The organism is Kolteria novifilia (assembly GCA_007748055.1).
In the GTDB taxonomy this organism is placed as follows: Bacteria; Planctomycetota; Planctomycetia; order Kolteriales; family Kolteriaceae; genus Kolteria; species Kolteria novifilia.
The window spans coordinates 1,584,352-1,596,455 of the sequence record CP036279.1 but is presented as its reverse complement, the minus strand read 5'-3'; the positions used below and the strand labels follow the sequence as shown (position 1 = coordinate 1,596,455).

Below are 12,104 nucleotides of genomic sequence, written 5' to 3'. Positions count from 1 at the left end.
CAGGGTCTCGAAGGAAGGAAACTTGGGGGGAGATTCCCAATCGCGCTCGCCAGAATCGTGCAAGGGCTGGAAATCGCTCCTGGTAGTAATCTAGCGCTTACCACGCAATAGCACAATTATCGAAGCGGGAAACGAGTCTTTTACGTGGTCAAAGAGTTCCCCGACTCCTTCGAATCCTCCTGACGAACACCGAAGTAGTCGCGAAGGAGTCGTTGAAACACCTCGACCGGTTCGGCGGCATGCGCCCCCCGGCGCGTCACCAGGGAGATTGAAATCCCTTCATCCCAGCCTTCCAGCGGTCGCCGATAGACCGCCGACTTCGCCGGCTCCTCATCGACGTGAAGCAGCGCGACGCCCATCCCGGCCGCGACGTAGTGTCGGATCACCTCCGCGAGCGGCGTCTCCATCACAATCCGCGCCTGCTGGTTGAGATCACCTCGACTGAGCAGTTGATCGAGCGTCCTCCGGGCGAAGGCCCCCTCGGGGGGAACAATCAAGGGATACTCGATGATGTCCTTCAAGGAAATCGATCGCTTGCGCGTCAGTGGGTGTCGCTTCGGGGTCAGCAAGGACAAGGGCAAGTCGCGAAGGAACTCGTACTCGAGCTGCGGACTGCGCGCTTCGCCGCGATCGACGAAGATCACCCCGAGTTCCGCTTGTCCCTGCTCCACTTGGCGGATCACTTCCTGGAACCAGACGAGGACCCGCAGCGTCAGCCGTGCCGTCTCGTGTTCGTCCGCGAATCGCCGGACCGGCTCGATCAGGTGCGTCGACGCCAAGTAGGGAATCGCGGCGACCGTCAACTCCGGCGGAAGCATCCGTTGTCGTGCCGCGAAGAGCGACTCAAGCGACTCGAGTCCGCTTACGTGCGGCTGGACCAGTTCCAGCAAGAGCCGACCGTCGTCGGTGAGCACGACGTTGCGTCCTCGGCGCCGCATCAGGGTTGTCTTGAGGCGTTGCTCGAGCGCGCGAACCTGTTGCCACACGGTGGGAGCGGAGAGTCCCAGGGTTCGGGCCGCCTTGGTGAAATTGCCCTCCTTGGCGGCGACGCAGAACGTACTGAGTTGCCGAAGCTGAATCTCCTTGTAGCGGTCGATATGCTTCTCCGAGTCTCTGTCACGCTCCCGCGAGCGATCGCTCGCCCTCACGCGACGGGTTGAACGAGACCACCGATCCTTTCTCGGGTGGGCACTGCTGCCATATCATTGGCACTAGGTCGTTGTCGGCGATCCAAGGTCGGACGAATGGATCAACAACTCGTTTTCCCAGGCTGACAAGCGGCCAGTGGCACCCGAAACACAGGCTTTGACGGAGCACTAGGAGAAGAAAACCTTCTCCGCCGTTCGCCGCAACATCCAATCCTTGTCGTCGGGCGAGAGAAAGTCGAGGCCCTCCTTGATAAGATCGATCGACGCGGCGTAGCTATGCTCCCCTTCCACTTGGAACGGACAATCGCTGGCCCACATCAACCGCGAGGGCCCGTAGGCGTCGAGGACGCTCTTGATCAATCCCGACAGGTCGGCGTAGGGCGGCTTCTTCTTGCCCAATGCGTAGAACGCCGAGGTCTTCACGTAGACGTTGGGATGACGCGCGAGCCCGGTCAGCGCCTTGACCTCGTCGGGCTTGACCTCGCCATCGATGCCGATTCGAGCGAAGTGGTCGATCACCACCCTTGTCTCAGGATGCTCGATGCAGAGCGTGTCCACATCCGCGAGCGCCGGCGGGTTGATCAGCGGACAGATCGCAACCCCCGCCGCGGTTGCCTCCCGCCAGAGATTGCGCATGCTCGGATGCTCGGGAGACGTCGTCGGATCGTCGAGTCCCAGCCGGATGCGAAGCCCGCGCACGCCTTGCGACGCCAACGAGCGAATCTTCGTTCCCACGTCGGGAGCAGTTTGGTCGACGATCGCCACTCCGGAGAAGACGCCAGGATACTTCTTCATCGTCGCCAACATGTAACTGTTGTCGTAGCGGTAGAAGCTCATCTGGATTAGGACGACTCGCGTGACCCCGACCGGCCGGGCGTGCTCCATCAGGACGCTCGGGGGAAAATTCGCCGGCTTCATGTTCGCGACACGAAACCCTGGAGCCAGCGGATACGCTGCAACATCGTCGGTCCAGACATGGACGTGGGCATCGATGAAGCCCTTCGCCTCGCCGGAGGATGCCTCCTTCGCGTCATGGACATTCAACAGCAGTCCTCCGAGCGTCGCCGAGGCTGCCGCGAGAAAGTCGCGCCGCTTGACCTGGGCTTGCCGCCCGAGGTTGGCATCATCTCGCGCCGGCGTCAATGGGTCGCATGCCGGGGCTGCCTGAATCGTCGGTTCGGTTGGTCGGTATCGCACCATCGCGTGGTCGCCTTCGCTACAAACCCTCGGACCTGGAACATCGTCAACGCACCGAGCCAACCCGAGCGAACACAAACTCAGACCGGGCGCCCCCGACAACACCGACAGCCCGATGATCGAATCGATGCCGACTACGAACAGGCCTCTTAGATCAACGGACTGCTAAGCTTGCGGGCCGGCGTCGAACCCCAGGATCCATTGGCGATAGATCTCTTGGGCCTGAAGCACCTGCTCGCAGTCGACGAACTCGACCGCGGCATGCGCTTGATCGATCGAACCCGGTCCCATGATGATACTCGGAATCCCCCGGGCGGAGAACTTGCTCGCATCACTCCCGAAGGGAACCCCGACGATCTCGCTGTCGCGACCGAGCCTCTCCAGCGCCTTCGCCGCGACCCGAACCACCATCGCGTCGGCGGGCGTCTCAAGCGGTTCATCGGTGAGAAGGGGCGACTCCATCGTCACCTCGATCTCTCGCTCTCCGAAGCCGAGACCATCGAACAGTCGCTGGTAGTGGTCGAGCACCTCCTCGATACCCTCGCCCGGCAATCGACGCCGATCGATCTCGATGACACAGCTCTCGGGCACGAAGTTGATCTGAACGCCCCCGTTGATAACTCCGACATTACAGGTGGCCGGACCGAGCAGAGGATGCTGAACGTCAGCGAGTTGAGCGGAGTCCGCTTCCAACGTGACCAACAAGTGAGCCATCGCGTTGATCGCGTTTCGTCCCAGATGAGGCTTCGAACTATGCGCGGCTTTGCCCTTGGTGAGGACGCGAAAACGAACGAGCCCCTTGCTCGCGGTGACGAGTCGCAGATCGGTCGGTTCGGCGACGATCGCGGCGTCGGCCTTGAGGCCCTCGCAGCACTTGAGCACGCCGCGATAGGAGTACTCCTCGTCGACCGTCGCCGCCAACAAAACATCGCATGGGGGAACGATTCCCTCTTGCTTGAGCGAGGCGACCGCGTGCATCATCGCCGCAAGTCCCGCCTTCGTGTCACACGAGCCACGGCCGTAGAGCTTGCCATCGACCAGCCGCGGCGAAAAGGGAGGGATCGTCATGCCGGTGACCGCGACGGTGTCGGTGTGGGCCTCGAGCACGATACGCCGCGACGAGTCGCGACCGGGCAACCGGGCGATGACGTTGGGACGGTCGCGCCACACCTCCTGGCGGGTCGTCTCGATGTCACGCTCGGCGAAGAAGCGATCGACGTAGTCGGCGATCTCTCCCTCCGGCACCCCGTCATCGTAGGCGGGATTGACGCTCTTGATCCGAACCAAGTCCGCGAGCGTGTCCAACACTCGCTCGGAGGCTACCGTCAGCATCGAACCGCTTCTCCTTCCTCCGACCAGTCGATCGGCGCGACCTGCCCGACGAGGGCCAAGTAACTGAAAATCCCGACGCCGAGCACACCCGCCGCCACGGTGAACGCCAGGCCGAACGAGCCGGTCAAGTAAACGATGAAGCCGGTCAACATCGGCGAGACGACGCCCCCCATGTTGCCGATCGCGTTCTGGATCCCGCTCCAGCGTCCCGACGCTTTCGGGCCCGCGATCGTTTGGGTCATCGCCCAGACGTTGGCGGTGTACAAACCGAGGGCGGAACAAGCTCCGACAATGAGCGCCACGCACGAGGTCACCGTCTCGACCCGAGTCACGGGAAAGAGCATGATTCCCGCGAGCGCCAGCCCGGTGACCGCGAACCCTTTGCGAACCATGGTGACCGAGCGCCCCTGGGCGATGAGCCAGTCGGCCGTCCAGCCCGCAAGGACCGTCGTCGCCGCCATCGCGAAGAGCGGAAGGGACGCGGCGACCGCCATGCGGCCCAGATCCAACCCGCGCTGCTCGACCAGATAGGTCGGCAACCACGTCAGGATGAAGTACCAGGTGTAGCCAAGAGTGAACATGCCGACCGACGTTCCCCAAAGGTCACGCCGTACGAGCAGTTGCCCCAGGGAGGGACGCGAACTTGCCGCGGGTTCGCGACCCTTGTCGTCGTCGAGTGCGTGCAGGGACGAAGGGCTCGGCGCGACCAGAAACCACGGGATGAGCCAGAAGAGCCCACCGACGCCTAGGCCGATGAAGAGGGCCCGCCAGCCGAACTGCTCGACCATTAGCCCTCCGATGAGGGTGCTCAGCCCCGGCCCTATCTTCGAGCCGGCATCGACCAGAGCGTTCGCGAGTCCACGACGTTGCTCGGGAATGTTCTCGGAAATGATTCGCGACGTCGCTGGGTAGGCGACGCTTTCCCCGACCCCGAGGACGAGACGGGTACTCAAGAGAAGCCCGAAGTTGCCCACGAACCCGGTCAGCGCGGTGGCGACCGACCAGACGGCGTAGCCGATCGCGTAGACCCATTTGACGTTGAAGCGGTCGACGAGCCAGCCGGCGGGAATCTGGGCGAGGGCGTAGGTCCAAAAGAACGCCGAGAGCAACAGTCCTTGATGAATCTTCGTCAGGCCGAACTCGCTCTCGATGAGCGGATTGGAGACCGATAGCGCTCCGCGGTCGATGTAGTTGACCGCCACGGAAATCACGATCAGCGTCAAGAGCGCCACCGCTGGAGGACGGCTGGAAGGACTCTCCGAACCGAGGTTCCCGGGGGAAGATGGTTTCCCCACACGGCTGGGCTCCTCGGGAGCGACTTGCGGCGAGGGATCGGCGACCGAACCCATGGGAGACCTCTTTGTGTCAGGCGCAGCGAGTGACGCGGCGGCAGGAGACCGGCGTTGACGACCCATCGTCAGTCAATCGGCATGAGTTGACTTGAGGCTAACACGGGATGCTGGGAAGACTATTACCATTCCGGAAAAGGTCCGTTTCACCCCGTCAAAGAGAGGTCTCCGGCGGCAATCGCTCCTCGTCTCACCGGCCGACAAGCGACCGGCGATCTCTTCATGGGATACAGAGGCCGACGTTGCACTACGCCGATTTGGGTACAATCGCTTCGCTCCGGCCGGGACGCTCGACCCACTTGTAAGCGCGTATGGCGTTCTGAGAGAAAAACTTGGGAGCGACCTCCGAGCCGCGTTCGGCGACATCGTCGAGGACGAGTTGCTCGAGCACGTGATATTCAGCCCCCCGGTCGGAGACGGGCCAGTTGCTTCCGTAAATGAGACGGTTCTCGCCGAACGCATCCCAAACGACATCGAGGTAGGGCTTGTAAAACGCCAACTCACGCGGCGCCGTTCTTCCTCCTCGGGACGCCCCCTCGACCAGGGCCGACACCTTGCAGAAGACATTCGGCCCCTTCGAGGCTTTCCGCAAGCCCTCGGCCCACTCGCTCGGCGGCGCCTCGGCGGTGATCGGCACGTTGGCGATGTGATTGATCACGATGCGAAGGGACGGCAACCGCTCCGCGAGTCGAGCGACCGCGTAGGGCCCCGTCGGCCCGCCGTTAACATCGAGCGAGAGGTCGGCGTCGGCCATCCGCTTGAGGTCGGCGAGGTCGTCCTTCTCCAGCAACTCGAGCACTTGCTTATCCCGAACTCGGATGCCCCGGTAGAGATCGTTCTTTCCAAAGCGGGCCAGGTGATCCTTGAATGCCGGCTCTCCCGGAGTCAGATGCCCGACGATGCCGACGATGAAGGGATCGTCCTTCGCCAAGTCGAGCAGCCATTGGTTGTCCTCAACCCATTTGCTCGCTTCGACGATGACCGTCCCCGTGACCGGCTTGGGCTTGGGGAGTCGCTTCAAATCATCGGGCAGCACCGTTCGATAGAGTGGCGTCCCCTTCCCCGGCCAAGGAACTCCCTGCGGACGCGTCGGATCGTAGAAGTGCGTGTGGCAGTCGATGATCTCGAGCGTCTCCACGCCGGTGTCGCTCTTCGCGGCTCCGAGGGCGACCGTCCCCAAAGCTCCGGCCACCGCGTGTCCCAAGAATGCCCGTCGCGTTGTCATCAGCGTTCCTTTCAGGGATCTTGCGAGCGGCATCGCACCATGTGACGCGGAGTCGATCAAACCGTTCACCTCAAGCGGTCTGGAATGACATCGTCGGCGGTTCGTTCGAGAACGAATCCCAGGATGGAGAACGTCCGGCTCGGACGAAACGCATGCCCGCTAGCAGGTGAACTGTAACCTCGCGAATGACGCAAAACAAGCGATCGATGCCGGAGCGCCGAGGGACAATCGCGTCCCTGGAGATCGGATCGCGACCGCGATCCACGTGACCGTTGAGAGGCCCGGTGTCGGCCCCGACAACGACGGGCTACACGACGACGAACATCTCGGCGTTCGGCCCATCACGCAACGTCTCCGCGACGGGGGCGGCCACCGTCACCCACTCGCCGCAAGCGAAGATGTTACCCGCTCCGTCGCGAACCTCCGCCATCGGCCCCTTGTAGAGAACAAGCCGCTTCTCGTGCCCCGTCCCTCTCAACACTTTGCGAGCTTCCAGCATCGACTCGCGCAGTTGAATCTCGTCGACGACGAAGCATGGGGAGGCCTTGAACTTCGTGAACCTCACGGCCGTGAATTGACTCGCCCGCAAAGCGCGGACGAGGAAGTCCTGCATCGGAGTCGCTTTCACCACCGACGCCGGTCCCGGCAAGGAGAGTTCTCCGCCCCCCACCGGTCGATCGGCGACCAGGGTATGGAGCTTAACAACACCTCCCTCCTTCAGGGACCGATAAACCTCCCGAAGAAGGCTCGTGATCGTCACTTCGTCGAGAGCGGTGTTGAAGGTACCGTTGAGCCTGACCTCATCAAGAGAACCGTCAGCGAAGGGAAGCCGCGTGGGAATCTCGGTGCCCAGCGAGTGCTCCCAGAACAAGCGGGAGCCGCTCTCTGGTTCGTCAACTTCGGACTTGTCGATCTTGGACGCCGACGTCTCGCCAGCGGGAGTCACCGAGACGACCTCCGATCCCGCCCCGAAGTGATCGATGTCTTCGTGAAGCAGGTAGATCTCCCAAAGAACTCCGTCCGGGTCGTGAACCCAAAACTTCGTCTGCCGTGAATTGCAGCACTCGACCCCCTCCTCCCGCTGGATCGAGGCTCCCGCGGCGACCAGCCGACGCTCGGTCGCGAGCATCGCCGCCGAGTCGAGGAGCCTCAACCCCACGTGGTTGAGCGAACTTCCCGACGGGCCGCGAGCGACACCGCGTCCGCTCGCAGGCTCGCGATCTCCCCTGGTTCGAAGACCTCGCGGAGTATCAAGGACCCATCGCGACGATAGGCCTCCACGTCCCACGGAAAGAGACAATGGTCAAAACTGGTCGCGGTCGCCAACTGGCTCTCCCTCCCTGATTCCGAACCTCGGAACTCCGAGACGATCTCGTTGCCACTACGGGTCGAGAGGCCGCGCCAAAGGTCGAAGTCGATCGAATCGTTGATGAAGCGTGTCGAACCATCGGCGAAGGAAGCGTTGACACCGCCGGGGTGGCGACTACGCGCCGTCCGCCAACCCCATCCGGTGTACTGCCGCTCGCCACCGGAGACCCAGAAGCCAAGGCAGTCGAGTTCGGTGTGGTTCGGCGGGTAGAAGTGGTTGTAAAGGGCGCAGCGATATTCGCCGTTGGCCCAGGAGAAGCCGCGCGGGTCGCTGATGTTGTAGCCTCCCGGCGCGGCGCACCCTCCCTCGGACAACGGCGCGGAGTACATCGTCGCGTAGACCGTCCGCGGGTCTTGCCGACCCGACGGAGCCGGATCGCTTCCCAGTAGGCTCTCGGAAAAGGCGATCGTCTTCGACGTGCCGTCCGTGATGTCTCCGAACCGCGTCGCTGAGTTGATGTAGAAGAGACCGTCGGTGTCGAACGCTCCCCCGTTCTCGACCAAACCGGTCCCCGTGGAAGCCGCGTAGTTGACCGGTCCGAAAGTCGACCCGGTGAAGCCGAGCAAATCCGCGACAGGAACCCCACGATCGCTCGGACAGAGAAAGACGCTGAAGACGGCGCCGACGGTGGTACTGTTCTCCGGCGAGACGGAAGTACTGCTCGAATAGAGCGGCACCTCGAGATTCAGCGATTCGTAGATGCCCGCTTGATCCAAGTAGGGCGTCAAGTGGGCCCACACCGACCAGCGATAGTAGTTCTTCGGATGCGAGGGATCGGCAGGCCACAGCTTGAACTCCGAGCCGATGGGAAAGGCTCCATGGGCCTCGGCGAAGTTTTGGGCGGCGACCGAGAGTTGCCGGAGATTGTTGAGGCACTGCGTCCGCCGAGCGGCCTCGCGAGCTTGTTGCACCGCCGGCAGGAGGAGTCCCACCAGCACGCCGATGATGGCGATGACGACAAGCAACTCGACGAGGGTAAAGGCGGCGCGGCGCGATCGTTTGCTGAGGATGGATGTGAGCATGGCGGGTGTCCGTATGGGGATCCCGAGCGATCCAAGTCCCGGACCGGTCGGGAAGTCGCGATGCATGTCGGCTCGCCGGATCCCTCCGAGAGCCTCGGGTTGAGCGCGAAACAAGGGGCACGCGGGCGCCAAACCCTCCAACGTTCTAACGAACATTTGAATATAGTCACCGACAAAGATCGCGGGACACGGGCGTCGGGTATCGTTGGCTGTGATCGACGTGCCGACGTCGGCGTGGAGCCGGGCAAGACTCCGGGAGTCGGCTTCGAACCGTCGCGACTAACCCTCTGGCGATGCTTGACCGAAGTCGAGACGGCAGCAGCCGAGGTTCAGCACCGAGGCGTCGGAGGACTCCTCGAATAGCGATTTGTTCAGCGAATAGACGATGTGACGTCCCTTGCGCCGATCCTTGACCAGACCGGCATTGCGGAGCACGCCCAAGTGATGCGAGACGTTGGCGATCTCGGTCTTGAGGATCTCCGCGACCTCGCCCACGTTGTGGGGAGCCTCGAAGAGGCACTGAATGATCTTGAGCCGTTCGGGGTCGGCGACGGCCTTGAGCATTCGGGAACAGCGTTCGGCGTCGAGCCTATCTTGCATGGTGTCTCGTCTCTATCGCGTTGCGGTCCTTCAACAATGAGTATATCGCCGCCGAGCGACCCCAGGGAGGGCATTCGCGGGGACCACCCCGTCCGCCCCGGAGATGACGTCGATCAGGCAGGAAGCGAGAGCTTTCTCTAACAGCCCGTTGATTTGAGCGGGCCAAGGCGAGAACGAGCGATGTTGGCCAAGATCAAGGAGGCAAATCGCAGGCGAATCCGTAGATTCGTCGAGTTTCTCCAACGCCGAGATTGGTCAAGAGAGCCGTTCGCAGCCGGCAGCGAATAGATCAACGGACTGCTAGAGGGTGTTGCGCGACCGATACGTTCCCGGCGTCTCGCCAAACCACTTCTTGAAGACTTCGACCATGTACTGCGGGTAGCGGAACCCGGATTTGCCCGCGATCTGCGTCAGCGATAGATCGGTCTCCACCAGCAACTGTTTGACACGCTCGAGTTGCAGCCGGGTGATCTCCGCCTTGGGGGAGCGTTTGAGCACCGCGCGCATCTTCCGCTCAAGGGCGGTTCGCGAGATCGGAACTTTCTGAAGCACCTCGTTGACGCTGATCCCCTCGCAAGCGTTCTCGCGAATGAAACGGACCGCGGCCGCCAAGTCGGTGTCCTCCATCGCGACGATGTCCGACGACTGCCGCGTGACGATCCCGACTGGGTCGACCAGGATCGGCTCCGAAGGCGCCGTCTCCCCACGCATCAATCGATCGAGCAACTCCGTCGCGGCATAGCCGATCAGCTCGGCGTTGAAGCAGACGCTCGAGAGGGGCGGCTCGGCCATGGTGCATAGCGTCTCGTCGTTCTCGACCCCGACCACCGCCGCCTGTTCGGGAACCGCCACGTTCGCCCGTCGGCAAGCATCGAGCACCCAATAGCCAAGCTGATCGTTGCACGCGAGGATGCCGACCGGTTTCTCGAGCCCGTCGATCCAGCGGGTCAGTCGCGCTTGCTGCGTCTCCCAGTTCTTCGTCGGCTTCATTCCACGCGGCGGAAAGACCGAACAGGAGAACCCTTTCTCTTCCACGGAGCGTTGGAAGTTGTCGCAGCGTTCCTGGAAGAAGACCTCCGACTCGATGCGCCAGACCCCGAAGCGGACGAAGCCCCGTTCGATCAGATGCTCCGCGACCATCTGGCCCATCGCCGCGTTGTTGACCCCGACGAAGGGAAACGAATGGGCGAGCTTGGTCGCTCGCAGCTCGACGGTCGGCACGCCAAGTCGGCGGATCGCGTCGGCCGTCGCTTGGCTGGTCGTGCGCGTGAGGATGCCGTCGCCCTTCCAGGTTCTCAGCCACGAGGGGACTTCCGACTCGAGGGCGCGAAGCTCCATGAAGACCGACCAGGGCCCATGCTCCGACAGATAGCGGCGCAGTCCGCGCAGCATCCCGCGACCGTAGGAACGGGAGGTCTCCACCAGGACCGCCACGTGCGGAATCGTCGCCATTCGTTTCCCAAACGCCCCCAGTCATCCCCTCGCGTGGCACGCTTGCCGCGAGGTCTGACCATCATAAACGCGCCAGGGTGCGAAGAATACACTCCGAGAAGAAGAGCCCTCCGGTTGATGCCGCTCCCCGCCGCTGCTAGCATGCCGACGAACGCGGACGCACGACTCGTCGCTCCGCCTCGTCCAAGGCGTGAGCCTCTTGTGCTCCCCCTTTGTCCAAGGCGTGAGCCTCTTGTGCTCCCCCTTTGTCCAAGGCGTGAGCCTCTTGTGCTCCCCCTTGTCCAAGGGGGAGATAGAGGGGGTCTGCCACAGCGTTCAAGAGAGCCACGAGTGTGCCGACAAACGCCACACCGCACCACCGGTCCGCGTCGACCCGATCGTCGATCCGACAAAGACAGGAAGTTCGATGTACCAAGAGAAACGGATCGCGGTCGTAATCCCCGCCAAGGACGAGGCCCATCAGATCGAGCAGGTCCTTCGCACGGTGCCCTCCTTTGTCGACGCCGTCTTCCTGATCGATGACGGGAGCACCGACGGCACCGCCGCGACCGCCGACTCGATCGCGTCGGCCCTCCCTTTCGTCCTCGAGGTCATCCGCCACGAGCGAAATCGCGGCAAAGGCATCGCCGTGGCGACCGGGTATCGTCGTGCCCGCGAGGAACGCTACGATATCACCGTCGTGATGGACGGCGACGGCCAAATGGACGCGGTCGACTTCGAGCCCCTCATCCGTCCGATCGCCGAGGACCGCGTCGAATACACCAAGGGCAACCGCTTCGCCTTCCCCGGCGGCTTGGCCCATATCCCACGCCTCCGCAAGCTCGGCAACTTTGTCCTCTCCATGATGACCAAAGTCGCCTCGGGGTACTGGCACGTCTCCGACTCGCAGTGCGGCTACACCGCGATCTCGCTACTCGCCCTTGACGCCCTCGACCTCGACCGGCTCTATCCGACCTACGGCTGTCCCAACGACGTGCTCATCAAGCTCAACATCGCCAACATGCGTGTCGGCGAACTCCCCGTGCGACCGCTCTACAACGTGGGCGAGCGATCGAAGATGCGCATCAGTCGCGTTGTGCTGCCGATTCTTCGGCTGTTGTTGTTGGGGTTCCTCGGCCGCTTGGTGGTGAAGTACACCCTCATGAGCGGACACCCACTCGTCTTGGTCTATCTCGCCGGCTTGGCCCTGGTGGCGATGCTCGCCCCTCTTGGGCTCTATCTCACGATCATGCTCTTGATCACCGCCTTGTTGCGCCGCGGCGCTCTGATCATCGCGGGATTCTGCTTCGTCGCGGGAATCAATCTACTCGTCGGTGCGATCGCGATGGATGCCGACGCGAACCGCCATCTCTGCGTTCACTTCTCGCCGCGCGAACTCGCCAGGTTTCGATCCGGCCAAACAAAGTAACC

At 62.8% G+C, this 12,104-nt stretch carries 10 protein-coding genes; 1 reads left to right on the top strand and 9 read right to left on the bottom strand.

Going from position 1 to position 12,104, the window contains the following annotated elements; all coding sequences use genetic code 11:
• Positions 1-140 precede the first annotated feature (140 nt).
• From Pan216_RS05920 to Pan216_RS05880, 9 genes are all read right to left on the bottom strand, one after another.
• On the bottom strand, positions 141-1,148 hold the full coding sequence (locus Pan216_RS05920) for a LysR family transcriptional regulator (protein ID WP_145256162.1): 1,008 nt from the start codon (positions 1,146-1,148) through the stop codon (positions 141-143).
• A gap of 168 nt (positions 1,149-1,316) precedes the next feature.
• On the bottom strand, positions 1,317-2,348 hold the full coding sequence (locus Pan216_RS05915) for an amidohydrolase family protein (RefSeq protein WP_145256159.1): 1,032 nt from the start codon (positions 2,346-2,348) through the stop codon (positions 1,317-1,319).
• A 162-nt stretch (positions 2,349-2,510) separates the two neighbouring features.
• A complete protein-coding gene (locus Pan216_RS05910) occupies positions 2,511-3,677 on the bottom strand; it encodes a M20 family metallopeptidase (protein ID WP_419193309.1) in 1,167 nt (388 codons plus the stop codon).
• Positions 3,671-5,026, bottom strand: coding sequence for an MFS transporter (locus Pan216_RS05905; RefSeq protein WP_145256157.1), 1,356 nt, complete (start codon positions 5,024-5,026; stop codon positions 3,671-3,673). Before Pan216_RS05905 ends, Pan216_RS05910 begins: the two co-directional genes overlap by 7 nt.
• Positions 5,027-5,273: 247 nt before the next feature.
• On the bottom strand, positions 5,274-6,251 hold the full coding sequence (locus Pan216_RS05900; protein WP_145256154.1) for an amidohydrolase family protein: 978 nt from the start codon (positions 6,249-6,251) through the stop codon (positions 5,274-5,276).
• A gap of 307 nt (positions 6,252-6,558) precedes the next feature.
• The gene (locus Pan216_RS05895) at positions 6,559-7,410 is read right to left on the bottom strand and encodes a VOC family protein (protein WP_145256152.1); all 852 of its coding nucleotides are present in this window, start codon (positions 7,408-7,410) and stop codon (positions 6,559-6,561) included.
• On the bottom strand, positions 7,401-8,642 hold the full coding sequence (locus Pan216_RS05890) for a DUF1559 family PulG-like putative transporter (RefSeq protein ID WP_419193308.1): 1,242 nt from the start codon (positions 8,640-8,642) through the stop codon (positions 7,401-7,403). The genes Pan216_RS05895 and Pan216_RS05890 overlap by 10 nt, the downstream gene beginning before the upstream one ends.
• A 279-nt stretch (positions 8,643-8,921) precedes the next feature.
• Positions 8,922-9,242, bottom strand: a complete 321-nt coding sequence (locus Pan216_RS05885; RefSeq protein ID WP_145256146.1) for an ArsR/SmtB family transcription factor — start codon at positions 9,240-9,242, stop codon at positions 8,922-8,924.
• Positions 9,243-9,542: 300 nt separating this feature from the next.
• Entirely contained in the window at positions 9,543-10,694 is a 1,152-nt protein-coding gene (locus Pan216_RS05880) for a XylR family transcriptional regulator (protein WP_145256143.1), read from the bottom strand.
• A 406-nt stretch (positions 10,695-11,100) separates the two neighbouring features.
• On the opposite strand from Pan216_RS05880, the gene Pan216_RS05875 reads away from it, so the two are divergent.
• On the top strand, positions 11,101-12,102 hold the full coding sequence (locus tag Pan216_RS05875) for a glycosyltransferase family 2 protein (RefSeq protein WP_145256141.1): 1,002 nt from the start codon (positions 11,101-11,103) through the stop codon (positions 12,100-12,102).
• Positions 12,103-12,104: the final 2 nt, after the last annotated feature.

Coding starts and splice junctions, on each gene's coding strand:
- Pan216_RS05875 (WP_145256141.1), top strand. CDS start 11,101: ATGTACCAAGAGAAACGGATCGCGGTCGTAATCCCCGCCAAGGACGAG.
- Pan216_RS05915 (WP_145256159.1), bottom strand. CDS start 2,348: ATGGTGCGATACCGACCAACCGAACCGACGATTCAGGCAGCCCCGGCA.
- Pan216_RS05880 (WP_145256143.1), bottom strand. CDS start 10,694: ATGGCGACGATTCCGCACGTGGCGGTCCTGGTGGAGACCTCCCGTTCC.
- Pan216_RS05900 (WP_145256154.1), bottom strand. CDS start 6,251: ATGACAACGCGACGGGCATTCTTGGGACACGCGGTGGCCGGAGCTTTG.
- Pan216_RS05885 (WP_145256146.1), bottom strand. CDS start 9,242: ATGCAAGATAGGCTCGACGCCGAACGCTGTTCCCGAATGCTCAAGGCC.
- Pan216_RS05890 (WP_419193308.1), bottom strand. CDS start 8,642: ATGCTCACATCCATCCTCAGCAAACGATCGCGCCGCGCCGCCTTTACC.
- Pan216_RS05910 (WP_419193309.1), bottom strand. CDS start 3,677: ATGCTGACGGTAGCCTCCGAGCGAGTGTTGGACACGCTCGCGGACTTG.
- Pan216_RS05905 (WP_145256157.1), bottom strand. CDS start 5,026: ATGGGTTCGGTCGCCGATCCCTCGCCGCAAGTCGCTCCCGAGGAGCCC.